The following is a 24,297-nucleotide window of genomic DNA, read 5'->3' on the forward strand; positions in this document are numbered from 1 at the left end:
TTCATCTTAAGAATCCTGCGTTGCAGGATTCTTACCGCTTTTTAGTCAGGATTGCGAACTTGTTTCGCAATTACCTATGTGTTATGACATGATGGAATCTTTATCTAAAGGAACCATGCCAGAGTCGGGGGAATCTTCTATAAAATTTTCCTGAAGGAAATCCTCCATAAAATCATCGGGAGTAGGTTCCTGATAAACGGGTTCGGATGTAAAATGTGGTTTCTGTTTTGCTATTGATGCAGAAGATGGACGGCGTTTCCTTTTGGATGATCCGGATGAGGACTGTGGTCGATAATCTGTTTCTTCCGAGGAACCATTTTTGCGCCATTCAGGTATGTGTTCCGATGCTTTTCTTGGTGTCAGCTTTTGGGCATCTGGATGCAGGGTATAATCGTACTTTTCTACTTTTAGGACTTTTTGTCCACGTAGGATAACCAAAGCAGTATCAAGCGGGAGCCGCAAGATTTCATCTGGGGTTAAGAGTTTCCGTTTGCCGATAGATTTTGTCTGCCGGTATTCCGGTGTATAGTCAGATACCCGCCAGCTATTGAGCTGCTTAGCTTCGCTGCTTACCCCTACGGTTACATCGCCGCTGCGGTTACTGATAAAGGTAGCAGTAACTTCATCTGTGCAGCCCAAAAAGAGCTGGGTGTCACAGTTGCCGATAATTTCCTGCCATTGGTTATAAGGATAGCGGTTCTGCATCTGGGGTAAATTCTGAAAGATGCAGGAAATGCTGAGATTCCGGCTTCGGATTACACTAATCTTCTTATTCAATTCCAGGATAGCTCCGGTGTTAGCAAGCTCGTCAGCCAGTATATGTACAGCAACAGGAAGTTTTCCTTCTTCTCCATACTTATCTGCATAACGGACCAGTTTGATGAAGATGAAGGTCATAAACAGGGAAGATAAAAAATCGAAGGTGCTGTCCTGGTCTGAGGTAATGCAAAAGTAAGCACATTTCTGTTTCCCTGGAAGTGTCAGATCAATCTCATCATAAGAGGTAATCTGCCGAATGAGTTTATTCTGAAATACCTGAAGTCTGGCACCCAATCCGATAATAACTCCGCTTCGCACGGTATCACTGGCTTGTTTGTAGATGCAGTAAGGAACTTTTGCTGGATGGGACACTGGGAGCAGATCAAAAAGACTGTTCAGCTCCTTTTCGGAACTCATGGTCAGCAGCTTATAAACCTGTCCAATATTTCTGGCTTCCGGCGGAAAGCCCTGATCTACATAGAGAACCAGGGCTTTTAGCAGGTTCATCTCCGCATTATCCCAGAAATGATCTCCTTTTCCGGAACCTGTATTCTGGATAATGACATCTGCAAATACTTGAGCCATCGTTTCCTGTCCATTGATTTCACCCAGACAATTCCAACTATCGGAGTTTTCCGGATTGACCAGATTAAATGCTTTTACTACATAGCCTTCGCTTTCCAGGTAAGCAGACATGCTTTCATAGAGTTCGCTTTTGGGGTCGGTAATGATTAAACTTTCCCCGGAAGCGTTGTTGCCTTCTTGTCCTCTGGCGACACACTGGAAAATCATATTCCTAGCAAATGCCCTGGATTTCATGGAACCGCTGGCACCATACACGGCGATATTTTTATTCATTCGTGTTTGATATGGAAGACATACGGCTTTGCCATTCAATTTTCCTAAAATGGTTCCTTTATTTTTCTTTACATCTCCGGTCAGTTCCAAAACTTTCATCATTTCATCTGGAGTCATGAATCCGGATGTACCGTAGGTTCCTTTTGTAGAGTAATTTAAGTTCCGGTCATGGTCACTAATCTCCCCGTTTCTGTCATATCCCATACGCATAAGTAAAAAAGTAAGAAGCCCAAAGAGAACCAGGCAAAGAAAAATCCCATACAAATTGTATGGGAAATCGGTAAGGGCAGTATGAAAGCATACCAATGGGTGTAAAGAAGCTGCTTGCGGATAGGTTCCGTTGCCGGCAAAGTTTCCGGCAGAAGTCCATTCCTGATAGTTTTTAATAAATTGTGCTGCGTATCCTCCGGCATACAGAGTGCAGACGCTTATGGGAAGCAAAAACAGGAACTTCCACCATTTACGGTTCATTGAAAAACCTCCTTTTAAACTTTTGAAAATCAATGCTGGAGAAGTGTATATCTGCAGTTAGGTATTTTTTCAGGCAGGGAAGCTGAAAGTCAAAGCAAATCAGGTTCCCGGATAGCCCATATACATTTAATCCAGTATTGAAGCGGTTGATACGCTGCATGTCAAAATCATACGCAAGCAAAATAGGGTTTTCCTGGCTGTCTATTCCATCATGTTCAATTGGCAGATCCTCACGCTGGGGAAAACAGTCGGACAGTAGTAACTGATTAAGCTGCATCATACGCTGGGGTTGTACCAATAAACGGAGCAGGTATTCTCCGTAGCTGTTATTGGGCAGGAAATAGAAGTGTTCATACGCAGTATCCAGCATGAACAGTGTTTTTTTGTATCCCCCGGTACTGGTAAGGAGACGGAAAGCCATATCCATATCACTGCCGGTCATGATGGCATAAACGGTAGGCGGGCCATGGTAAGGAAGTCCTTGAAGATAGTGCTGCAAAAAAGCATTGAGTCGGACTTCCGTTTTGTATTCCCATTTTAGAAGTGTATTTCCGGTATTATAAACAGCATAGACACAGTGAGGAGCCATCAGGATTCCCATACAACGGGAATTTTTGATTTTTGTAGTGGCTGCTCCAAGATTTTTTATTTCCCTGGAAGAGTAAAACAGAGGAAGGCTTCGCACAGGAAACGTAGCCGCTTCGCCGGATTCAGAAAAAAGCAGGGGCTTTTCATCTGGAAAGAATGGGATTCCGGTATGAGAAAGCGTCAAATAGGTTTCTGCTTTTTGATGAAGCCGCAGCCGTCTTGGTAATTCGCTACGTATGAGGTTGGTTTCTGCATTTCCGGTTAAATAGTTTTGAAAACGACAGGAATTTTGCGAAAGCAGCAGTTCTTTTGCCCGTTTGGTAAGGCGATAACCTCGTAGGCCATCTTTATAGTGTGTTCTTATAAGCTTACTCTGCTTTAAATCTGTAACCACCTTCTCTGCATAGGAATCACTCTCAATCAATCTGTTAAGCTGTCCGGAAGGGAATTCCCCACATAGTCCAACCATTTCCAAAAGCTGATATTTTATAGAATCGGTTTTTATCAAATAAGCATCACCTCAGTTCGATTTTTACCTATGACAGCCTATACTTGGGTAAAGTAAGGGCGGTATTAAGCATAAAAAATGCAAAGAATATGGCTTCTTTGCAGAAAAATTACCTATATCGGAAAAAGAAAGAAAAATATCAGGAAATTTCCGATATGGTTTTGATAGACGATTTTCTATTTTTCAGCCAGTCAGGGAAGGTTTCCGGTTCCATTACAAAGATAACGGTGTGATCGTAATTCCCCAGTTCCGTAGTGTGATAGGAGTCGCAAAAGAGTCCCGTATCATCAACCAGAACATAGGAAGCGATGGTATCTAAAATCTGTTTGAACTCCAAATTATCGTAATCACGTATCCGTTGTAAAGAAAGGCTCTGGTCATAAATTTGACTGAAACAGACCACACATCTTTTATATAACGGAATAGAATGTTCTGTCACATAAGTCTGCAAGGCAAGGTTTAATGGCTCATGTAGAAAAGCGGTGTTGGTTCGCAATTTACGTTTGGGCAGTAGTCCTGGCATGGTAATGGAAAGAACACTATTTGAAAAAGAGATTTTGATTCCCTGCACAGCCGCAGCCTGTTTCAGATAGTCTTTCTTTCCAGTATCAGTTGTGGTATATACCAGATTTCTGAGCTGGCAGGCAATCCTTTCAGAACGCAAGGCAGCACTGATACTCAGCTCTTCGTATTTGTCGGCATACGCTTGAATATCTGTTGTTTTCAATGCAAAAATAGTGTTGTGAAGTTTTTGGACTTCATCATCAATGCTCTGTAAACGGTCAAAAACAGTTTTGGTGTTCATACATACCTCATTTCTTTGCATAATAGCTGACAGATCCGGTAGAGGAGTCTACAAGGCAAAAGGCAATCACACCTGTGATATGGATTTTTGAAGCCTGTTCTTCCGATTCTAATACAACCAGCCGTTTCGCATCGCTTTTTGTCTGGCTTTCCATGACATGATTGATAAGATATTCCTGCTCCTGGGGGACATAGAGGACTTCATACCATTCATCTTTAGAGAAAAAGTTCAATTTCACAGGAAATTCACCGTCAGTATGGTACACAATGGCGTTTTTGAAGTCCAAAAGCACCCAAAAAGATGCAATCATTCCATAATCAGGATTGTTTGCAGATTCCTGGCTGTCGCAGAGAAGCCCGTTCTCCTTATCATAGATAATGCGTTTTTGTTTTACCAGACTGGTGATCAGAGACTTGATAGACTCTCTGTTTTTGGAAAAGAGCCGTAAGATCTGTTCATATTGCAGCGAATGGTAAGTTGTAATGAACCGGAGCAGTTGGGCACCTTCCCCTTGATAGATTTCATTTCTTGTTTTCATGGTAATCTCCCTTCATTATATAATAGGAAGTTTTACCTACACTGTACGCACAGAATACGTTTTTATTTTAGGGGAAGTACGCTGTACGTACTGTGTAAGTATTGGCTACTGTCAGCGAAAGGTTTACGGGTACAAAAAAAGCACCGATTAAGGTGCCAGAAAAAATAGGAATACTATAAGCAATATCAATTGTAACATGGGTAAAATTACCCTTCAATCGCAGAAGTGTGCCAATGTAGTGACACAATTATGTTGCAATGAATGACTATGAAAATATATTTCATCAAAATAATTCATACAGATTATTTTATAATAATTGAAATTAATCAGCCATGTGTTGCCTATGTCCAAAGAGATAAAAAAAAGTGCAAAAAAAACAATAAATATGGTTGTAAATGCTATGACATGGTATAAAGAATGTACTAATACATAAAAAAGTATTGGAAAGACAAAATGTGAAGGAGGTGACAAAATGAGTGTATATGAAACACCAAAAAGCGAAGGCGTAGAGCAGAAAAAACGTGTTGATTTAGGCTGTGGAGTAAACTGTGATTGGGGCTTCGGAGCAGGCATAGCGATTGCAATGATTGGTCCATTACCAGGACCAACGTAATGGTGAGAAAGCGTTTCTCAGAAAAGAGAAACGCTTTTTTAGAATTATACATTCATTAAAATATGATTAAACGAGAAGACATATTACATAAAACAACTTATGTTTGGAAAGAAAATGAAAAATATACCAGTATCATAAAAAATGATGGCAGTAGGGTGATTTTAAATAAAAAAGATTCTGATATCTGGAAAATAATCAATGACGATGATACCGTGGATGATATTATCCGTCATATGAAGGATACAATGAGTGCTAATCAGGTTGAAGACAGGTTAGAGGAATTTATTAAAATTGGTATTATAACTAACGAAGATATGTTTTGGGGGGATGACTTATTATAAAAAAGATTATGCTTATTATGCCAAACAGTAATAAGAATAAGCAGGTGGGATATTCAGAGAAGATGACAATGCCTCCTCTAGGTCTAATTTCCATTGGAGGATATCTTAAAATGCACGGTTATATGGTAGAAATACTTGATTTATTTACAAATCATATAAGGAAACAGGAATTTATAGATAAAATAAAAAATGCACATCCGGATATGATAGGAATAAGTGCATATACAGAAAATATTAATGCGGTTATCCATTTAACAAAGATAATTAAATCGGTGTTGCCAAAAATAATTATTGTTTTAGGTGGAGCACATGTGACTTTTTTGCCGGAAGAAGCTTTGCATCATAATACAGTTGATTATGTGTGCCGTGGAGAAGGAGAAATGACTTTTGTACAACTATTGGAGTGCCTTAATTATCATACGATTGATTTGTCAGAAGTGAAAGGAATTTCATATCGTGTAGGACAGGAGATTATACATAATGCAGATCGAGGATATATTGAAAATCTGGATAATTTACCGTGGGCAGAACTCGATGAAATTGAAATGCGAAGCTATGATATCAAGCAATTGATTATTACAAGTAGAGGATGTCCAGGAAAGTGTATCTATTGTGCTTCAGCTGCTCTATCGGGAACACGTTATAGAAATCGAAGCGCTCAAAATGTATTCAGTGAAATACATTATAAATATAGTATAAAAGGAGAGAAATACTTTGCTTTTTTGGATGATACTTTTACAGCAAATAAGAAGCGATTGTATCAGTTTTGTGATTATCTAAAGCAAGCCAATATGAATATAATATGGCGTTGTGATTCGAGGACAGATATTTTATCAAAGGAAATGATTGATAAAATGCAGGAAGTAGGGTGTACATCCGTACATATAGGTATAGAAAGCGGATCTCAAGATGTTATTAACAAAATTAATAAACATATAAGTTTAGAAAGGTCTGAAGAATTACTTGCATATATGTCGCAAAAAGGGCTTCAAGTAATGTGTTCTTTTATCATAGGGCATCATTGCGATACACATGAGACAATAAAAGAAACAATAGATATGGCACTGAAATTTCGTAAAAAGTATAAAGCAACTGTAGGTATAAGCATCAATACCCCTTTCCCAGGCACATATCTATATAATCATATGAAGGATTTAGGAATTAATTTGGAAATCAAAAATTGGTCTTCATTCGATTTAGTTCAGGCTGTATTTAGTACACCTAATATTACAAGAGCTGAGTTGCAAAATTATTATTATGAAATTCAATCAATGGTGATTTAGAGGAGGAAATTATGGAACGAATTGTTGTAGAATTAAAGGGAAATTTAACTTTCTGTGGAGTGGATAAAGGTGAGATATGTATTGAAGGTGAAAATGGAATATTGGTAGAAACAGATACAAAAAGCGGATTAAAAGTTTGGTGTCCAATAAAATCAATTGTTAAAAAGCATGAAATTAGAATAGAGGAGTGAGAGGAATGAAAATTTCATTAAATAAAAACGTTATTATAAAAGACTATGAAACCAAAGGGCTATTAATCGATGTAGAAAGAGCGGATTACAGGAAAGTCAACAGTTCTGGTCTCACCATTTCTAAATTTTTAAATAAGTATGGCGAAATATCAGTGGAAGAGTTACTTCTAAAATTATCGGATTTATATGAACTTCCTGAAGAAGTGTTTGGAGAGGAGGTTCAACAGTTTTTGGATGATATGATCGAAAAAGGTTTTTTTGTTAAAGATGGTGATTATTCTAGAATAGAAACAGAGGAAACCATTTGTCACCAGACGTCTAATGGGATTTGGATTAAAGTGACTAATAGATGTAATTTGAGATGTAGCTATTGCTATGCGGATTCTGGAGAAGGAGAAGCTAACGAATTAACGATAGAAGAAATAGAGAATCTTCTTATAGAATTAAAACCGAAAAATTATAATAAAATAGTCATTACCGGTGGAGATCCTTTGATGAGGAAAGATATAGTTGAAATTTTAAAAACTTGTAAAAAGTATGGAAAAGTTCAAATTTTAACAAATGGAACTATTGGAAATGCAGAATTATATAGAGAAATTATGGAGATAGTAGATGCAATTCAAATTTCTTTAGACTCTTATGAAGAAATACATCATGATAAAAATAGAGGAAAGGGAAGTTTTGTGCGCGCTGTAAATACGGTAAAAACTCTAACACACATTAATAACAAAAAAGTGATAGTTGCAATGACACCAACTCCAGATTATATGCCGGATATCGTTGAAATGATAAAATTTTGTCTAAATATGAATGTTAGACAATTACATATCAATAGATTTGTTCCCTATGGTCGAGCTAAAACTTTTGAAAATAAATTAAATATGGAGCAGTTTTATAAATGGGTGGATAGAGGATATGATTTTTTGCGAAATATCTATATTAACTATTATAAACAAAATAAGGAATTTATATTTAATATAGATGTTTCGAATGATTTATGTAATCAAGTATACTCAAAAGGAAGAAAAACATCATGCGGTGTTAATTGCAACCAGATTAGTATTGATAGTAATGGTAACGTATATTTGTGTCCTTCCTTACACATTGAAGAATTTGAACTGGGTAATATAAGAACAGATAATATTACTGAGATTATGGAAAAAAGTAAACAAAAATATGGAGAAATAGATGTCGAAATGTTATCTAAGTGTAAGAACTGTGAGATTAAATATTATTGTGGCGGAGGATGTAGAGCAATCGCATTTAATGAAACAGGCGACTTATATGGACAGGAGAGAAATTGTGACAATTATAGGAACAGAGTGTTTGATTTAATGCTGCAGTGATAAAGCCACACAGAAACGAAGCGGAGAGTGATCTGAAAAATGGAAAATATATATGGCTTTGCAGAACAATTATCTATAAAGAAGAGAATAGATAATAAGATAGTGATAAGTGGTTTAAATAATGGCAATTGGGTGCTAAGTCAAATTGAATCTATAGTCTTGCAGGAGTTTAATGGCGGTAGAGATTTAGAGGAGATTCTAGCAATACTCCCGGGCAGGGAAGTGAGCATTATAAAAATTTACGAGAATTTTATTGATAAAGGAATTTTAGTTAAGAACTCTGCTAGAAAAATTGATTTGTCAGCTAAATGGACTTTGGATGAAGTGTTTTTTGAATTGACAAAACAATGCAATTTAAGATGTCATCACTGTTATATACCAAAGGAGATTGAGAAAAAGGAGCTAGGATTAGAAAAGTGGTTTCAGATTGTTGATTCCTGTAAAGATTTAGGAGTAGGTTTAATAAAATTAACTGGTGGAGAAGCAATGCTGCATCCCCATTTTTGGGATATAGTTAAATATATTAATAAAAATGGGATATCAATGCGTTTATATACGAATGGTTCTTGCTTGAATAAAAAAACAGTGGAGAATTTGAAAACAGTGGGAATTTCAGAGATTCAGATTAGTTTAGATGGTGGAACTGAAGAAACGCATGATACATTTCGCAATGCTCCTGGTAATTATAAACATATTTTAAGAACACTTCCTATTTTGAGCCGATTTGAAATAAGAGTGATTTTATCATTTACAGTAACAGATTACAATGTAAACGAAATTAATCTCTTTATACGAGAAGCAAGGCAGTTTCCTAATGTGAAAATTGTAATTAGTCCATATATTAACTATCATCAGACTTATCAAGGAGATAGATTTGTAGATGTTAGCGAAGAAACAGTAGAAAAGCTAAAAGAATGTTTTGAGGATAATAAGAATATTTGGTCAGATAAAATCAAATATTCTTTGTCATTTTCCAATCGTTTTATAGGTTATTGTGGGTTTGGAATTTATAGTTTATACATAGATTCTTTTGGTAAGATTATTTTATGCCCATTATTGGGAAATATACAACTTGGAACTATAACGGATGGAATAGAAAATATCTGGGAAAATAGTAAAATATTAATGGAATATAGAAGTCATACAATAGCAGATATAGAAAAGTGTAATACTTGTAAAAATGTAAATGTATGTAAAGGCGGTTGTAGGGCAAGGGCATATTTTATTAATGGTTCGATACTGGCTTGTGATCCGGTCAGTTGCAAAATGTATTAGGAGTTAGAATGAAGGTTGAAAAAGTCTTATTGATTAATTGTACATTGGATAAGCATAGTAGGGCTAAGATTCATAATGTAGTATCATCACCCAATTTAGGTCTGCTATCAATTGCGGGTGTACTGATAATGCATGGATATGATGTGAAAATATTAGATTTTTTTGCTGATCCAATAAAGAAAGAGCAATATAAGAAAATATTAGAAGAATTTAATCCAGATGTGATTGGATATTCTGTATATACAAGAACTGTTCCGTTTTTAAGAAGGATGGTTGAGCTAAACAAAAAGATAGGGTATGAGGGAATTACAGTGGTTGGAGGACCACATCCATCATTTAATGAAAGAGAAATGCTTGATGATATAGGAGCAGATTTTGTTATTAAGGGGGAGGGTGAGTTTACATTTTTAAAACTCCTTGAAAGCTTAAAATATCCTGTACAATATCCAATCAGTAGAGTAAAAGGAATTAGTTATAGGATTAAAAATGATATATACATATCAGAAAAAATAGAATATATAGAAAATCTTGATGCATTACCGTTACAAGCAATTGGAATTATTGACCCAGAGAAGTATTCAACAGCATTTACACTGATTACAAGCAGGGGATGTCCTGGAAATTGTGTTTATTGTGCATCTAGAGCGTTGTCTGGAAATAAATATCGAATGCGTTCCGCAGAGAATATTATCTGTGAAATTTATTTTCTGAGTGAAAAGCTGAATTCCAGAAAGTTTTTAATTTTAGATGATACATTTACGGCTAATAAGGAAAGATTAGAATATTTTTGCTTATTACTCTCTAAGTATAACGAAAAGTATGCATTTAGAATTGAGTCGCGCGTGGATGCTGTTAGAGAAAAAGATATAGATGCATTGAAGAAGGTAGGGTGTGAAGTTATTCACTTTGGAGTGGAAAGTGGTTCACAAGAGATAATTAAAAAGATTGGAAAGAATATTAATTTATCTTGGGCAAAGGAAATAATGTGTTATGCGAATAAGCAAAATATACATGTAGTTGCGAGTTTTATAATTGGTCATTTCTGTGATACAGAACGCACAATTCAAGAAACGATTAGTTTAATGGAAATATTAAGAAATTCTGGAATAGAGGTTTCGGTTGCTGGATGCGTACCATTTCCGGGAACGCCTTTATATGAGCATAAGGATAAACTGGGAATTTCTATACACGCACATTCATGGCAAGAATATGATTTTAGTAATATGATTATTAGTACCTCTTATTTAAGCCAAGAACAATTAAGGGAGTTACTGTTTAGTGCTGTGACGAAGATATCTTGATATATTTAGAAAGGAATATAGGTGAAAAAACGTGAAGACAATGGATTTAACAGTAAAAAATTTATCAAAGCAGTTTGTGGATTTTAAGCTTGATAATATTTCGTTTGAACTACCTCGGGGAAGTGTTATGGGACTCATTGGACCAAATGGTTCAGGTAAAACTACGACAATAAAGCTTATTCTTAATATGTTGAAAAAAAATCAGGGGAAAATAGAAATTTTAGGATATGACAACATAAAAGAAGAACAAATAGCTAAAGAAAACTTAGGAATTGTTTTTGACTCCAATTACTTTGTGGATGAGTGGAATATGAAGATGGTAGAAAAAGCAATGTCTAGATTTTATAAGACATGGAACCATCTACGATTTTATTCATATATTGAACAATTTAAAATTGCAAAATCAAAAAAGGTAAAAGAGTTATCAAAAGGAATGCAGATGAAGTTAATGTTAGCATGTGCGTTTTCGTATGATTCAAAACTGTTAATTTTAGATGAGCCTACTAGTGGATTAGATCCAGTATCAAGAGATGAGCTTCTTGAGATTATTGAGAAGTATGTAGAAGATGGGAAACATAGTGTACTATTTTCTACACACATCACAAGTGATTTGGAAAAAGTAGCTGATTATATTACCTATATCAATTATGGAGAGTTGATATATAGTGGAGAAAAAAAGAAATTATTAGAAGAGTTTTATGTAATTCGAAATGTAAGAGAGGAAATACCTATTGGGATTAGAGAAAAATTAATTGGTGTAAGAAAAACGAAAGATGGAGTGCAGGCGCTTTTGAAGAAAGAGTATATAAAAGAGATAAGCGGCTTGGGTAGGATTGAAAAAGCTACATTAGACGATATAGTTGTTTTTACAAGTAAAGGAGAATAGATATGGCAAATATTATAAAGGCTATGAAATTGGATTTTGATTTGGTAAAGGTATATGTAAAAGCTATTTGTTTTACATTACTAATTCCAGTAGTGTTTGCAATAATAAATCGTTCATTGATGACAAGTGTTTCCTTTGCTACATGTTTTATTGCTATGGCATCTGGATACACATTTTCAATTTCTGAAAAAAATGGAATGGAGCGTTTATATGGGATATTGCCTATTACAAAAAAAGAATTTGTTTTAGGGAGATATTTGTATACAATTATTATGGGTGGAATTGCAGTTCTATTTTCCTGTATTGTTCATCCAATAGTATTATTCATATTAGGCGATAAAGTGACATGGCAGCAGATAATTTTTACATTTCTATATGGAATACTCTTGTATAGCATTTATACAGTTTTTCAATTGCCAGGATACTATAAATACGGATCTATTAACGGAAGGATGTTTATGTATATACCGATTATTGGTTTTTTACTTGTGTTGTTTGGAATGGAAAAAGTTAATTTAAGTAAAAATGGATTTGCAATAAGTATATTTAGTAATTTGGGTATATTAGCGGCTGTGATAACATTTGGTATTATTTTAATCTACACAGTATCAATATGTATTTCTATTAGGATTATGAAGAATAAAGAGATATAGGAGATGGTTATATGGATTTGACGATTTTAATCGTTGTAGGCCTTATTCTTTTTATAGGAATTCCAAGGAGAAATCGCTATGGGAAAAATAAGAAAGAGGATAAAGAGAAGGATTGAAAACAGTTTAAAGTTTTGGCTTAATGTAATATAAGCAATGTTCTAAACACAATATTATGAAATTGCTGTTAATAACAATATGCCATCAGGTGGGGGGTAAAATCACTGCTATGGAGAGGGCTTTATACCAGAACTCAGATATAATATTATCGGATGAGTCTGTGCAGTATTAAATATCAATGCATAATACCAGTTTTATTTGAGAAATGAAGATATAGGTTATATCAATTAGATTTTATAAAGGAGAAATATATGGAGAGAGTTTTGATAATATCATATGTTATCAGCATGATATTCACGGCAGGCTTTATATATTGTGTTTATAGGGAAAAATACTGGGTTTTTGAATTTGTAAATAGAATCAAGAAACCGATACAGCAAATCGTCTATATTTTGCTTATGCTCCTATCATCGTATGCATACATTGGTTTTTCATTATTTATAAAAGATAATTTTAATGCTTTGATATGTTCAGTGTTATTACTTTTTTCAATTTGGGCTGCAGACGTCCTCTTTTCTATAAGCTTTAAAGAAAATAGTTTGAAGTTAGGTGACAAAAAACTATACATTTTTATGGCGTATGCGGGAACTGGTATATCGGGATTTATTATTGCATATCAAGAACAGTCGAAATCGTTTTTCGTAATTTCAAGTATAGCAATCAGCGTTTTGATAGGGGCTTATGTACCTTTTACATTATTTTTAGAGGATGGGAAAAAAGGAAAAGTAGAATTACGAAGGATGAAAGAAGAATTGAAGGAAAAGTATAAGAAGATACTTCGTGAGTGTAAAACTAAAAGGATTTTTTCTACTACTCTAGTATTTGTGATAATATATGGTATTTTATTGGAATTGGCGTTATCTCCTGCTAAAAATCTCATCAATGATATTGGCTCAGGTATAGGAATGGGGATGGTTACGGTGACGGTAGTTTTTGTTGGGGCGCTTGAAGTAAAAAAAAGGTTGGCGAAAAGCAAGAATAAAGGAGATGAAGCAAATCAAGAGAAAACTGATGAAGAGTAGAATGAGGAGTTCAAGTTTGTGAAGATTCTCGTTTCAGGGGTTCTTCCGCTTTTTTCGTTTTAGATTGTAGCCCAATTCTAGAATCAAAGAGGGGTGTTAGATTTTTCCTTTTTAATGTTATAAAATATGGAACTTTGCGGAAGAATTACAGAAAGATACCGACCGGTTCTGCGCCAGGCATCATGGTTTCATATTTGATTAAACTAATTATTCGAGAATTCTCCTAATACATATGGAGTAAGCGCAAAATATTGCTACGCCACTCATAAATTACGCTTGCACCAAAATGATAGATGCAAGCGTTTTACTCTATTTTAGTTTTGATAGTTCACTTTCGCAGTATCGCTCCATGGAGCAAGCTGCTCCAGCTGTTCATTTGACATTTTATCATTTGGTCGTTGTGATAAGAGATAGGTCAGATATTTATAAGTGTTTAGAGCATTCGTTTTTGCCATCTCAACCATAGTATACACAGTGGCATTGGCAGTGGCTCCATTAGGACTGGCACTGCCAGTTTTTCCGGTTATGTTCTTAAGCACATAAAAAGAAGAATTGGCAGATGATTGATTGATACGATTCATGGAGCCAAATCTTCCGCAATCATTTACAGTATTGTAGAAACTGCAAAAGCCAATAATCTGAAATATTTTGATTATGTACAGCATCTCTTGGAAGAGATTCCGAAACACATGAATGATAAGGATTGTTCTTTTCTGGAAGAGCTTCTGCCTTGGTCGGAAAAACTTCTGGAGGGATCTGCAAAGCTTAAATATCGGTGGCTGCAAAGCAGCCGCCTAAAAATGTGAAGATACTCGCTATTTTACGTTTACTATTTTGCGCTTACCATAGGGAATTGGAAACGGTCTCAAATATTACTTACTTTTGAAAATGCATAAAAATCAGCAATACTTTATACATTAAGCATTGCTGATTTTTTTTTTTAGGGTATATATTGATTTTTCAATAATTTATCTGCTACATACAAAATAATTTCTGATATTTTGTACAATCAGACCAGATTGTATGAAATCATTCACCTCCGACTGGACAAATTCCTGTGTTAAATCAAGATGATATTGATGCAAGTCTTCTACTAATTCAGAAATAGTAAATTCATATTTCTCTTTTGAAAAAAGATGGTTATAAATAATAAATTCAACATTTTTATTAGCATCATTCACTACTACTTTGCACATACTCAATCCTCCATTTGCATAATTTGATTTTGCAAAATATTATTTATTTTGTTAACAATGTTACTACCAATTTTTTTACCGATGCTTTCAAGCAATAGTTCTCTTTTTTCTTTTATTATACTATCCCCATCTTTCATTAATATATAGATATAAAAAACAGGAAGATAATCTGAATCTAACCGTAAAATATCTGAAATGCCGCTAATATCATTTAATGTATATATGTTTTCGTGATAATCATAAAAATAAATTGGATTATTTAATCCTATGGAAATGTTCTTAAATACTGTTATTCTATCATAAACTTTAACATTTGTAAATATTTTCTCGGTTTCTGCCTCAACAATTTCTTTTATAAAGTTTTCAAAAGAGTCTAGTTGTATAGCTTTATAATGCTTTGAAATATACGCTAAAATAAAACCTTTCGGTATTCCAGGGGCATTTCCTAATATTTGTTCTATAAAATCTAATGTCGCTTTTATATCAAGTGTTGCACCTCCGGGAGGGGTTTCTTTTGGCTTTTTATTAGACATTTCATTGATTTTTGTAACTAATTGTTCAATAGTTTCTCGACTATCTGATAATGTTTTTTTGACTGAATCATCGATGATTTTAAAGTTTTCACTTCGCTTAATTAAGGAATAATAGCATTTTGTATTGCGTAATAATTCTGATAACCTCTGTGATAATATATATTCGGAATCATTCGATTTTATTTTGGTATTGCGATAATAATCAGTATAGAAAATTTGTTTTAATATGGTCATTAACCAAGAATCGTTCCATTGTGATAACGCATTTGATTTTTCTGTACTTGTAGCTTCTCCTAGTGGAAACCATAATCCAGATATATCAAAAGGGATTACCATTTTGTTGCTGGTCGTTGTATCAGTGGGAATTCCTTTTAAATATTTTTTAACAAGATCCCGTACTGTATACTCTAAAAGATAATCAGTTTTGATTACTCGATGGTGGTAGATAATATCTTTGTAAATATTATATCTGCGTTTTATAAAATCTTCTATGGAATTTACCGCTTTTAGTGGAAAACAAAAATATATTTTACTTTCATCTATGATGATCTGCATATCATTAATAATTCTTTTATAATCAATGGTTCCAGAATTCATACCTGAATTAATAGAATCACGGGTTACATAATCTAACCGATCACCATCAAGGCTACTATCTATTATTCTATGAAGATATTTAAAATTACCACATTCTGAAAAGATCCTTTTTACGCCTTCTAAGATTAGTACCTCAAATAGATTTTCATTGTATCGTTCATCTTCATCTGAAATGGGACAAATAATACCTCTCAAGATGCTATCACTTATCTCATCACCCATCTGTTCGTGTAATTTTTTGTTGTCTTCAAAATATTTTGACATTACTTTAGTAAACTCATTTAACGAATCGTTTTGGGATGGATTTTGATTTTTATTTTCTTCATATACTGCTTTTAGCGCGTATTCAACAATATGACTAAAAGGAGGGTGACCAATATCATGTAGAAGGGCTGCTGCTCTAATTGATTGAATCAGTATCAAATGGATAACTTGATAATTGGTAGGTACATTATTTGGTATTAGAGAATATCTAAATTTGTCAAGCTCAATTGGTGGAATATTAGAGGGTGTCATTCCACCTAACATTTGTTCACAGAACTGTTAGTTTTTTGCAATTTTGCTTATAATTGAAACCAGCTCTTGTTCAAAAATTTCATATAATGTGTTCAACGTAGTCTCAGAAGAATTCAAAACAGAATAAAAAAACATGTCTGAGCATAGCTTCATTGTGCCGATAGAATGTTCGAATCGTTTAGTCCTATTTGTTGGAAAAGTCAAATATACAGTAGAATTTTGGTAAACATCATGTAAACGGTTAAAACCAATGCTGGAAATGATTCTTTTTTCATATTCTGATAGTGGAATCAATCCATGAATTGTATCATTCAAATAAATCCCCTTTTTCAAGAAAATCTCCTCCCTTTTGTGTTTGTAAAGTAATTATACGCTATTATTCTACAAAAGGCTACTGTATTTTGGCAAATGATTTTGATTTTAAGTGACTTAATACTGTATGCAATTTAATACGTTAAGTTAATGACAAAACGTATATATTTTATTGTGTGAATTAGTTTAATAAAGAGACTTTATCAACATAAAACCAGGCATAAAATAACTAAGGATACAAATGGTGCTAGCAAGGCTGTTAACCACCATTTGTATCCTTATGCTTTTCAGAAATAAAGTTTGATTATTCGAAAATGCAGATTTTATTTGGGGAAAAATTTATTTAAAGTTTCCAGTGTCCCTTTTGCAGAAAATCCCCATAGTATGCTGCTAAGAGCGTTAATAGCAGCCTGCCTCCTTCGGTAGTACGTCCGGTAGGAGATACTGGGAACGTGCTTTTCCAACTCTTCCAGGATTTCCTCTGTGTTTTTCAGTTCATGGGGAGACAGAAAGGCGTAATATAATATCCAGTAATATTCTTCCCCATGTTTATGATTTTTCCGGAGCAGATCCACAGAAGAGAGAAGCAGCTTTATCATTTTGTTACTGCGGGCAATGCTTTTTGCCCATTCTTCAATCTGGCTGTCTCCCAGATCTGCTCCTGCAGCATAGATGGAATCTAGAAATTCGTCTACACTGGTGTTGTATTCCAGTTGGAATTGAATTTCCACCTGCCGGACAGCAACCATAAGGCTATAAGTAGAATCCCGGTAACAACGGAGCAGTTTATAGGTATCATGGTACAGCGGATTATTTTCTACTTCAGCAGAAACAGGGTGGTGATTTTTCTTTGCCATTATACAACCCCTCCTTTCAACAGAACTTCTGGGATTTCAGTGAAGGCAGGTAAGGTATGCTGCAGAGGCGGAGTATGCCCTGGGACGTTGGTGACGGCGGGATTTTCCGGTTTTAGTTTTAACTCAAACTGATAGGCGGCTTTCCCCCAGGGGCAGATAATACGTAGTGAATATAGATATATACTATCCTTGCAGGCTGATAAAGGAGATAATATATACTTTGTTTTGGGGCATCTACAACAAGAAATGCCTTGTATTTCCAGTATTTCAGCGACTTTGCGAACAATGGCTTTGATGTGTGATTCTGGAACGCAGGAGCCTTCCTGTGAAACGATGATTTGTTCGTCAGTAATAGATTCTGAAACGCATTCAGAATTGTTTTTAACAGGCAAGGTGTCTTCGGGTATATGTATTGGCAGTTGCATTTTCATGGCAACTTCCTCCTTATCAATCATGACATCACTGATATTAAACATAACGGACAGATAATTACGTAGATATACCATGCTGCCATGTTTCCCGGAATAGGAAATCAGTGTGATCATGTCGGTATCTTCAAGTTTTTTAAGCAGACGGGACACAGAAGATTTCGACTGTTTCCAACGTCTGGCAAGTTCCTGATAACTGAACAAGGGATTTCCAGTCTGATTGCGAAAATATACTACCGGACCGGCATCAGAGCCTTGCACAGATGGATCATTATAGACTGCATGAATCCAAAGATCCAAAAGAGCATCCATTTCCGAACATTTTCCTAGTCCGATTAGTTTATGAACATCTGCGATTGGAAAAAAGAAAAACCCGATGTCTTTTTTGCATGGGTAATTATAGGAAAGGGCAGTATTATCTTTTGGCCAGTCTTTGATCTTGTATTGGATAATCTTATTTTTTTCGTGTAGTGAGTAGGTTAGAAGGTTTTGCTCTACCAGGGTATCCAGTATGGATATGACCTGGTGCTGGAATTTTTGGCGGAAGTGAATCTGTAGTTCTTTAAGAGAACAGATCCATTCTCCAGGAACAACTTTGTAAGTAAGGTGTTCGATGTTCCGATAAGAGGAACTGTAATTTGCATAAGAACATAAAATGAGAAAATAAAAAAGACAGGAACCTCCGTTGGTACGGATGCTTCTGTCTTTCATAAGGGTTTGTATAAATTCCCGGTAAATCCGGCAGCGTGGAAAATCCACAATTTGTTTTAATTCTAATTGATAATTCACGATAAACCTCCATATAATATTGTAGTTGTAGTAAAATAATTGTAGACGAAAGATACTAAAATGTTTATAATATGCCCATAGGGGTGCTAAGTGGCATAGATTTGGCACAGTAAAATACCTGATATGGCATGAAAGCAACATGAAAATTAGGGTGGATATAAGGTGGACAGTTTGGAAAACCTTAGAGTTTTAGAGGGTTCCGAGGTTTTTTTCCGGGGTCTGCAACACCTCTATCCCCAGTTCAAATCTGGGTGGCACCTCTTAAAGCTCTTGATTTATTCAAGAGCTTTATTTGCGCACAAAATTCCGGTGCAAAATAGGTTTGGCTTGATCTGAAGGGGTGCGAGCTGCATTGAAAGTTCTGAACAGTTTCGAGGTGCAGTGCCGGAAGAAATTTTGGATTTGACGAAGGAGAAGAATTGAAATGAAAGAGGACAGACAGGACCTGACCACAGGCTCTATCTGGGGGAAAATGCTGCTTTTTAGTATCCCTCTGGTGCTGACCAACTTTTTGCAGGTATTGTTTAATATGGCTGATATCGCGGTTATTGGTCAGTTTGCGGGCTCTTTATCATTGGGGGCAGTGGGATCCACTACTACGCTTGTAACTCTTTTTACGGGCTTTCTGATCGGTATGGGCGGCGGTACCAATGTTCTGGTGGCAAGATTTTTCGGAGCGAAGGATAAAGAAAGTACGATCAAGACGATACATACGGCTCTTTTGGTAAGTATGGCTGCGGGGATGATCGTACTGATCTTTGGACTGCTCTTTTCAAAAGGAATTCTGGAGCTGTTGAATACCAAGGAAGAACTTCTGGATGGTGCAGTACTGTATATAAGGATCTATTTTCTGGGAATGCCGGCAATGGCTCTTTATAATTTTGGTAATGCGGTGTGCAGTGCTTTTGGAGATACGAAGAAGCCTTTGTATTATCTGGGTGCAGCTGGTATTGTAAATATAGTATTGAATCTGTTTTTTGTAATTGTCTGCAAAATGGATGTGGCAGGTGTTGCAACTGCAAGTATTATTTCCCAGTATTTATCTGCGTTTCTGATCCTTCGGGCGCTGGTAAAAGTGGGCGGGGATTATGCACTTCGTCTTTCCAAACTGAGGATTGACAAGAGAATGGCAGGATACCTTATCCAGATCGGTCTTCCGGCAGGATTGCAAAACGGTATTTTTCAGGTGGCAAATCTGTTTATCCAGGCAGGCGTCAATACCTTTGATGCTACAATGGTGGCAGGTAATTCCGCTGCGGCAAATGCAGATGCTCTTTTGTATGACTCCATGGCTGCTTTTTATACAGCCTGCGGAAGCTTTATGGGGCAGAATTACGGTGCAGGGAAAAGAAAAAGAGTGCGAAACAGTTATCTGGTCAGCCTGGCTTATTCCTTTGGAATTGGAACTATAGGTGGTATTGCACTGGTTATCTTCGGCAGACAGTTCCTGGGTCTTTTTACCAATGATCCTGCGGTTGTGGATGCCGGAATGAAACGACTTACGATTATGGGATTTAGTTATGGATTTTCTGCATTTATGGACAGTGCCATTGCGGCTTCCCGTGCTCTTGGAAAGAGTGTTATTCCGACGGTTATTGTAATTATAGGATCCTGTATTTTCCGAATGGTATGGGTAAATACGGTGTTTGCCCACTTTAAGACGATTCCGTCTTTATATCTGCTGTACATTTTCTCATGGGGAATTACGGCAGTGGTGGAAATTATATATTGGGTACATGTATACAGGAACACAAAAATCGGATAAAAAATCCCGGGCATACGTGCTTCATAAAGGAAGCTGTGCCCGGGTGTTTTTTTGTCTGGAATTATGTGAAATTATTCAGCTGCTGTAACAGATGTAATGTGCGGGTTTACGCCCTCATACCAGTACAGGAAGCCTTCCATATCGATCTTATCGCCAATGTTCAGAGCTTCTACGGCTTTGTAAACATCGCTGTCTTTGTCACAGAGATAAGACTCTACTGTGAAAGTATAGGTTTCGCCGTTAAGGGAAACGTTGAAGTAAAGGTCATCTCCCTCAGAACCGGATCCATCGTAATTGTAAAGGTAAGCTACATCGTTTCCGTCAGCATCCTGTCCGGCAGCTTCTACGGTCATTCCCTTGAAAGATACCAGCTCGTTCTGATGATCGATCAGCTCGTCCTTACCAAGAAGATCTGTTACATCAAGCGGCTCTGCGATGTATTCGCCATCCTCAATCTCGAAAGAGGAAACATCTGCAACCTCAATCTCGCCAGACCATTCTGCCTTATATCCGGTTACTTTGATCTTGGTTCCCGGAACCAGCTTCTCATAGTCTTCTTCGGAGCATGGCATATTATAAATGAAGTATGCACCATCTTTGTCCTGGGTATAGAAGGTAGCTTTATCTTCCCACCAGGACTGCTTTGCCTGTACATAGGTCTCGATGGTAACTTCGTCATCAACAGCTGCTGCAAGGTATTCGTCATGGGTCATAACACCTTCGGATTTCACATCTGCATCTTCTGCAGTGCTGTCAGCTGCTTCTGTGTCATCAGCAGTTTCCTCTGCAGCAGTGGTATCCTCAGCCATAACAGCTGCCGGGAATGCAAATGTAAGAGAGAGCGCCATCAGTAATACAAGTCTTTTTTTCATAGTATCTCCTTTCTGGGTACGTAAATTCAGATGTCTGACAAGGTGAGTGTAAAGTCATCTGTCAAAAACGATTGTACATAATCACTTTTATTATAAACAAAATTATGGGGAAATCAAGCTTAAATATTACGCTTTTTTCGTTACTGTTCACTGGTAACGTTCCGCGAGGCGTTTTTTGTGAACAAAGTTCACAGAAAACCCGAGAATTGCGGCGCGAAATCATGCGAATGCATGATTTCTGTGCATCGCGAAGCGCGTTACTGTGAACGGAGTGAACAGTAACCTTTTTTCTTCTTTAATCGTTCAAGTAAAAGATAAAGAAGAATCAGACCCCAGACTACTGCCAGACTTCCAAGAAGAATTCTGGATTCTGCGGGAAGAGGTCCAAGCTCTTTTTTCCCGGAGGACTGATCAGAGGAAATCTGATCCAGGTGATACAGGGAGGTAACATCGCTGTAAAGTTTATCAATATAGGCATCATCAATCTCCTGTTTTCTTCGGACAGATTTGGTCACGCTTTCAATCAGCTGTCCTGCAGCATCACGTAAAGAAGCGGAGCCGTTAAATACAGGGGTAACAAAAGTGTGCTCTACATTGTCAAGGAGCAGCCTGGAAGCTTTTATTTTTACATCGTAGTAAGTGGAATTGTCTTCCCCTTCCCTGGAAAGATAATCCTGATACTGGTCGGATTCCTGGGCTTTGCTGGTAACCGGCACATAACCTTCCGTTTCAGAATAAGCGGTCTGTACGTCATTTGTGAGCAGATACTGTGTAAAGAGCCAGGAGGCCAGCACTTCCTGAGGGTCTTTCTTATTGAAGATACATACAGAAGGTCCCTGTGAAATCATCTGCGGATTATCCGGATCAAACTGCGGAATGGTCATAACCTCTGTTTCAAAATCCACCAGAGCATCAGAACTGATGTCCACAAGAGGGGCATTTGTACCCATCCAGGTGGAGCCTGCTGTGGAATCAATGGCAAAGATACATTGCCCTGCATTCAGGAAGTTAGCCGGATAACTGGAAATTTTAAAAGTGGAAAAAGCACCGGTTTTTACATGCTCCGCGATGGTATCCAGCAGACTTGCCGTGGTGTCGTTAAAAAGCTGGATCTCTCCGCTGTCAGTGGAATATCCTGCATTTTTCTGCTTTAGCATTTCAATCATCATATTGTCTGTGGACTTGTCAATAAATGGAATCAGCACATTCTGATCGTTGACCTTGTAGGTTCCATCTGCATTTTGCGCCATAGCGGCTTCACTTACTTCCCACACAAAATCCCATGTGAGGGTTTCTGGAAGGGTGTATCCAAGCTTTTCCACATAGGTTTTATTTACATAGCAGGCTTCTGTGGAGCGCATGAAAGGCAGTGCATAATAGTGACCGGAAAAAGAACACTCCTGTAAAAAACGGGGAATGATCTCATCTTTTTTCACTGAGGCGAATTCAAGCTTATCACCGCCAAGTCCGTAGCTGGAATCTGCCATCAGATCGTCCAGAGGGACAACGGTATCGTTTCCCGTAAGGTAGGTGGCAATATGGTCCGGGTAGGTGATACATACGTTCGGAGTGGTGCCTGTGGCGATGTTGGTGATTACATCGTTGTAGATTTTGCCGTAGTCCGTGTAAAGCCGAAGATCTACAGTGATATTGGGGTACAGGGCTTCAAAATCGGATATTGCCTTTTTATAGATTTCGGTCTGGGTTTTGTTTGTGTCGTTTTTGGCCCAGAAAGTGATTTCGTAATCTCTGGAGGTGTCAAATTCCCCGGGAATGGTAAAGGCACTTTGGTCCTTCGCGCCATGACAGCCTGTAAGCAGAGTCACAGAAGAAAGGGCAGCTAGGGAAAAAAGCAGGAAAGGCTTTTGGTGGAACGCTCCAGGATGTTTTTGTCTGAATAGTCTCATCCTTTTGTACCTCCTCTTGAAACTCCTGACATAATCTTGTTTCTGAAAAGCAGGAACAAAATGATCAGGGGCAGGGAAATCACAACTACCGCCGCCATCATAGCAGGGACATTTTCACGACCGAAACCGTTTTCGCGAATCTCCTGGATTCCGTTGGAAACCAGATAGTAGTTCTGGTCATCGGTGATCAGTCTTGGCCAAATGTAGGAATTCCAACATTCGATTACCTTTAGGATAGCAATGGTGACCATGGTAGGCTTACAGATGGGAATCATCACCTTGCAAAGGTATTTCAGATCTGAGGTTCCGTCCACTTTGGCTGCACGGTAAAGCTCATCCGGTACCTGTTCGAAATTCTCTTTCAGAAGATAAATATAAAATACAGAGGTGACAGATGGCAGGATTAGCCCAAGGAAGGTGTTCCGCATATCCAGGTTGGTGATGGTCACAAAATTGGTAATGATCACAAGTTCGTTTGGAATCATCATCAGGGAAAGGAATAAAGTGAAAGCCAGGTTTTTCCCTCTGAATTCAAGTCTTGCGAAAGCAAAGGCGGACAGTGTGATCACAACCATCATAATAGCAGTGGTGGCAACTGTGAAAATCAGTGTGTTCAGCAGATATTTTCCCAGGGGCACTGCTGTAAAGGCATCTGCATAATTCTGCAGGGTGGGCGTCAGTGTAAAGAAGGTGGGAATGTGCTCTGCGTTGTAGGAACTGTAGCTTTTTACAGAGGTAAGAAGCATCCAGTAAAAAGGAAACAGTACGACCAGAGCCCAGATGGTAAGCAGCAGGTAGACAAGGATGTTTCCCAGGGAATGCCGTCTGGCGGCAGTATGCTCCGATTTTGTAAACTGAGTGGTATCTTTTTCCATGTTTTCTCCTTTATGAAGACTAGAGCGTGTTTGAAAAATAAAAGTTGCACAAAACATATATTCGTTTACCCTTTTTCATGTTAAAATAAAGAAAA

General features: G+C 37.0%; 24 protein-coding genes and 1 pseudogene. 12 read left to right on the plus strand and 13 right to left on the minus strand.

Annotated features, from left to right (window positions below):
- Positions 1-81: 81 nt before the first annotated feature.
- From AB5170_RS19995 to AB5170_RS20010, 4 genes are all read right to left on the minus strand, one after another.
- Positions 82-2,088 carry a VirD4-like conjugal transfer protein, CD1115 family gene (locus tag AB5170_RS19995; RefSeq protein WP_368362016.1) on the minus strand — a complete coding sequence of 669 codons (2,007 nt, stop codon included), beginning with the start codon at positions 2,086-2,088 and terminating at the stop codon, positions 82-84.
- Positions 2,078-3,184, minus strand: a complete 1,107-nt coding sequence (locus AB5170_RS20000) for a hypothetical protein (protein ID WP_368362015.1) — start codon at positions 3,182-3,184, stop codon at positions 2,078-2,080. The genes AB5170_RS19995 and AB5170_RS20000 overlap by 11 nt, the downstream gene beginning before the upstream one ends.
- 139 nt (positions 3,185-3,323) lie before the next feature.
- On the minus strand, positions 3,324-3,989 hold the full coding sequence (locus AB5170_RS20005) for a DUF6100 family protein (RefSeq protein ID WP_187306279.1): 666 nt from the start codon (positions 3,987-3,989) through the stop codon (positions 3,324-3,326).
- Positions 3,990-3,996: 7 nt separating this feature from the next.
- Positions 3,997-4,527 carry a DUF5697 family protein gene (locus AB5170_RS20010; RefSeq protein WP_092073373.1) on the minus strand — a complete coding sequence of 177 codons (531 nt, stop codon included), beginning with the start codon at positions 4,525-4,527 and terminating at the stop codon, positions 3,997-3,999.
- Between the two features lie 472 nt (positions 4,528-4,999).
- On the opposite strand from AB5170_RS20010, the gene AB5170_RS20015 reads away from it, so the two are divergent.
- The 10 genes from AB5170_RS20015 (at position 5,000) to AB5170_RS20060 (ending at position 13,555) form a co-directional block, all read left to right on the plus strand.
- A complete protein-coding gene (locus AB5170_RS20015; RefSeq protein WP_156331270.1) occupies positions 5,000-5,140 on the plus strand; it encodes a hypothetical protein in 141 nt (46 codons plus the stop codon).
- Between the two features lie 62 nt (positions 5,141-5,202).
- Positions 5,203-5,481: a hypothetical protein gene (locus AB5170_RS20020; protein ID WP_025579355.1), complete on the plus strand. Its 279-nt coding sequence runs from the start codon at positions 5,203-5,205 to the stop codon at positions 5,479-5,481.
- Between the two features lie 68 nt (positions 5,482-5,549).
- On the plus strand, positions 5,550-6,764 hold the full coding sequence (locus tag AB5170_RS20025; protein WP_255655329.1) for a radical SAM protein: 1,215 nt from the start codon (positions 5,550-5,552) through the stop codon (positions 6,762-6,764).
- An 11-nt stretch (positions 6,765-6,775) separates the two neighbouring features.
- Positions 6,776-6,955 (plus strand): hypothetical protein, encoded by a 180-nt coding sequence (locus AB5170_RS20030; RefSeq protein ID WP_025579357.1) that lies wholly within the window; start codon positions 6,776-6,778, stop codon positions 6,953-6,955.
- A gap of 5 nt (positions 6,956-6,960) precedes the next feature.
- Positions 6,961-8,301: a radical SAM/SPASM domain-containing protein gene (locus AB5170_RS20035; protein WP_025579358.1), complete on the plus strand. Its 1,341-nt coding sequence runs from the start codon at positions 6,961-6,963 to the stop codon at positions 8,299-8,301.
- Positions 8,302-8,340: 39 nt separating this feature from the next.
- Positions 8,341-9,576: a radical SAM protein gene (locus tag AB5170_RS20040; protein WP_025579359.1), complete on the plus strand. Its 1,236-nt coding sequence runs from the start codon at positions 8,341-8,343 to the stop codon at positions 9,574-9,576.
- A gap of 8 nt (positions 9,577-9,584) precedes the next feature.
- Positions 9,585-10,877: a radical SAM protein gene (locus tag AB5170_RS20045; protein WP_025579361.1), complete on the plus strand. Its 1,293-nt coding sequence runs from the start codon at positions 9,585-9,587 to the stop codon at positions 10,875-10,877.
- A 40-nt stretch (positions 10,878-10,917) separates the two neighbouring features.
- Complete coding sequence (locus AB5170_RS20050; RefSeq protein WP_025579363.1) at positions 10,918-11,763, plus strand: ABC transporter ATP-binding protein; 846 nt, start codon at positions 10,918-10,920, stop codon at positions 11,761-11,763.
- 2 nt (positions 11,764-11,765) lie between these two features.
- Complete coding sequence (locus AB5170_RS20055; RefSeq protein ID WP_025579365.1) at positions 11,766-12,416, plus strand: ABC-2 transporter permease; 651 nt, start codon at positions 11,766-11,768, stop codon at positions 12,414-12,416.
- A 368-nt stretch (positions 12,417-12,784) separates the two neighbouring features.
- Entirely contained in the window at positions 12,785-13,555 is a 771-nt protein-coding gene (locus tag AB5170_RS20060) for a hypothetical protein (RefSeq protein WP_119243120.1), read from the plus strand.
- A gap of 314 nt (positions 13,556-13,869) precedes the next feature.
- Here AB5170_RS20060 and AB5170_RS20065 read toward each other — a convergent pair.
- Positions 13,870-14,064: pseudogene (locus AB5170_RS20065) on the minus strand (transposase domain-containing protein); the annotation flags it as partial.
- Between the two features lie 54 nt (positions 14,065-14,118).
- On the opposite strand from AB5170_RS20065, the gene AB5170_RS20070 reads away from it, so the two are divergent.
- The gene (locus tag AB5170_RS20070) at positions 14,119-14,361 is read left to right on the plus strand and encodes a transposase domain-containing protein (RefSeq protein WP_331466240.1); all 243 of its coding nucleotides are present in this window, start codon (positions 14,119-14,121) and stop codon (positions 14,359-14,361) included.
- Positions 14,362-14,523: 162 nt separating this feature from the next.
- Here AB5170_RS20070 and AB5170_RS20075 read toward each other — a convergent pair whose 3' ends face one another.
- From AB5170_RS20075 to AB5170_RS20095, 5 genes are all read right to left on the minus strand, one after another.
- Complete coding sequence (locus tag AB5170_RS20075) at positions 14,524-14,751, minus strand: hypothetical protein (RefSeq protein WP_227295473.1); 228 nt, start codon at positions 14,749-14,751, stop codon at positions 14,524-14,526.
- A 2-nt stretch (positions 14,752-14,753) separates the two neighbouring features.
- Positions 14,754-16,409, minus strand: a complete 1,656-nt coding sequence (locus tag AB5170_RS20080) for an HD domain-containing protein (RefSeq protein WP_368361915.1) — start codon at positions 16,407-16,409, stop codon at positions 14,754-14,756.
- Positions 16,410-16,424: 15 nt separating this feature from the next.
- The gene (locus AB5170_RS20085; RefSeq protein ID WP_368361916.1) at positions 16,425-16,730 is read right to left on the minus strand and encodes a hypothetical protein; all 306 of its coding nucleotides are present in this window, start codon (positions 16,728-16,730) and stop codon (positions 16,425-16,427) included.
- Positions 16,731-17,032: 302 nt separating this feature from the next.
- Complete coding sequence (locus AB5170_RS20090) at positions 17,033-17,566, minus strand: hypothetical protein (RefSeq protein WP_015526878.1); 534 nt, start codon at positions 17,564-17,566, stop codon at positions 17,033-17,035.
- Positions 17,566-18,783, minus strand: coding sequence for a helix-turn-helix domain-containing protein (locus AB5170_RS20095; RefSeq protein ID WP_092069511.1), 1,218 nt, complete (start codon positions 18,781-18,783; stop codon positions 17,566-17,568). The genes AB5170_RS20090 and AB5170_RS20095 overlap by 1 nt, the downstream gene beginning before the upstream one ends.
- Before the next feature lie 424 nt (positions 18,784-19,207).
- On the opposite strand from AB5170_RS20095, the gene AB5170_RS20100 reads away from it, so the two are divergent.
- Positions 19,208-20,548, plus strand: coding sequence for an MATE family efflux transporter (locus AB5170_RS20100; protein WP_368361917.1), 1,341 nt, complete (start codon positions 19,208-19,210; stop codon positions 20,546-20,548).
- Between the two features lie 71 nt (positions 20,549-20,619).
- On the opposite strand, the gene AB5170_RS20105 is transcribed toward AB5170_RS20100, so the two are convergent.
- The 3 genes from AB5170_RS20105 to AB5170_RS20115 form a co-directional block, all read right to left on the minus strand.
- The gene (locus AB5170_RS20105; protein WP_173717580.1) at positions 20,620-21,420 is read right to left on the minus strand and encodes a hypothetical protein; all 801 of its coding nucleotides are present in this window, start codon (positions 21,418-21,420) and stop codon (positions 20,620-20,622) included.
- A 257-nt stretch (positions 21,421-21,677) separates the two neighbouring features.
- The gene (locus AB5170_RS20110) at positions 21,678-23,327 is read right to left on the minus strand and encodes an ABC transporter substrate-binding protein (protein WP_173715684.1); all 1,650 of its coding nucleotides are present in this window, start codon (positions 23,325-23,327) and stop codon (positions 21,678-21,680) included.
- Positions 23,324-24,202, minus strand: a complete 879-nt coding sequence (locus tag AB5170_RS20115; protein ID WP_118583645.1) for a carbohydrate ABC transporter permease — start codon at positions 24,200-24,202, stop codon at positions 23,324-23,326. Before AB5170_RS20115 ends, AB5170_RS20110 begins: the two co-directional genes overlap by 4 nt.
- Between the last annotated feature and the right edge of the window lie 95 nt (positions 24,203-24,297).

The organism is Ruminococcus sp. RTP21484sp1_RTP21281st1_A8_RTP21281_210402, from assembly GCF_040914025.1.
Classification (GTDB): Bacteria; Bacillota; Clostridia; order Lachnospirales; family Lachnospiraceae; genus Blautia_A; species Blautia_A faecis.

Bases quoted from the DNA above. Each gene is read 5' to 3' on its own strand.
- AB5170_RS20110 (WP_173715684.1), bottom strand. From the start codon at position 23,327: ATGAGACTATTCAGACAAAAACATCCTGGAGCGTTCCACCAAAAGCCT.
- AB5170_RS20090 (WP_015526878.1), bottom strand. From the start codon at position 17,566: ATGGCAAAGAAAAATCACCACCCTGTTTCTGCTGAAGTAGAAAATAAT.
- AB5170_RS20115 (WP_118583645.1), bottom strand. From the start codon at position 24,202: ATGGAAAAAGATACCACTCAGTTTACAAAATCGGAGCATACTGCCGCC.
- AB5170_RS20080 (WP_368361915.1), bottom strand. From the start codon at position 16,409: ATGTTAGGTGGAATGACACCCTCTAATATTCCACCAATTGAGCTTGAC.
- AB5170_RS20020 (WP_025579355.1), top strand. From the start codon at position 5,203: ATGATTAAACGAGAAGACATATTACATAAAACAACTTATGTTTGGAAA.
- AB5170_RS20035 (WP_025579358.1), top strand. From the start codon at position 6,961: ATGAAAATTTCATTAAATAAAAACGTTATTATAAAAGACTATGAAACC.
- AB5170_RS20050 (WP_025579363.1), top strand. From the start codon at position 10,918: ATGGATTTAACAGTAAAAAATTTATCAAAGCAGTTTGTGGATTTTAAG.
- AB5170_RS20055 (WP_025579365.1), top strand. From the start codon at position 11,766: ATGGCAAATATTATAAAGGCTATGAAATTGGATTTTGATTTGGTAAAG.
- AB5170_RS20105 (WP_173717580.1), bottom strand. From the start codon at position 21,420: ATGAAAAAAAGACTTGTATTACTGATGGCGCTCTCTCTTACATTTGCA.
- AB5170_RS20025 (WP_255655329.1), top strand. From the start codon at position 5,550: ATGCCTCCTCTAGGTCTAATTTCCATTGGAGGATATCTTAAAATGCAC.
- AB5170_RS20075 (WP_227295473.1), bottom strand. From the start codon at position 14,751: ATGTGCAAAGTAGTAGTGAATGATGCTAATAAAAATGTTGAATTTATT.
- AB5170_RS20045 (WP_025579361.1), top strand. From the start codon at position 9,585: ATGAAGGTTGAAAAAGTCTTATTGATTAATTGTACATTGGATAAGCAT.
- AB5170_RS20030 (WP_025579357.1), top strand. From the start codon at position 6,776: ATGGAACGAATTGTTGTAGAATTAAAGGGAAATTTAACTTTCTGTGGA.
- AB5170_RS20060 (WP_119243120.1), top strand. From the start codon at position 12,785: ATGGAGAGAGTTTTGATAATATCATATGTTATCAGCATGATATTCACG.
- AB5170_RS19995 (WP_368362016.1), bottom strand. From the start codon at position 2,088: ATGAACCGTAAATGGTGGAAGTTCCTGTTTTTGCTTCCCATAAGCGTC.
- AB5170_RS20015 (WP_156331270.1), top strand. From the start codon at position 5,000: ATGAGTGTATATGAAACACCAAAAAGCGAAGGCGTAGAGCAGAAAAAA.
- AB5170_RS20100 (WP_368361917.1), top strand. From the start codon at position 19,208: ATGAAAGAGGACAGACAGGACCTGACCACAGGCTCTATCTGGGGGAAA.
- AB5170_RS20005 (WP_187306279.1), bottom strand. From the start codon at position 3,989: ATGAACACCAAAACTGTTTTTGACCGTTTACAGAGCATTGATGATGAA.
- AB5170_RS20040 (WP_025579359.1), top strand. From the start codon at position 8,341: ATGGAAAATATATATGGCTTTGCAGAACAATTATCTATAAAGAAGAGA.
- AB5170_RS20010 (WP_092073373.1), bottom strand. From the start codon at position 4,527: ATGAAAACAAGAAATGAAATCTATCAAGGGGAAGGTGCCCAACTGCTC.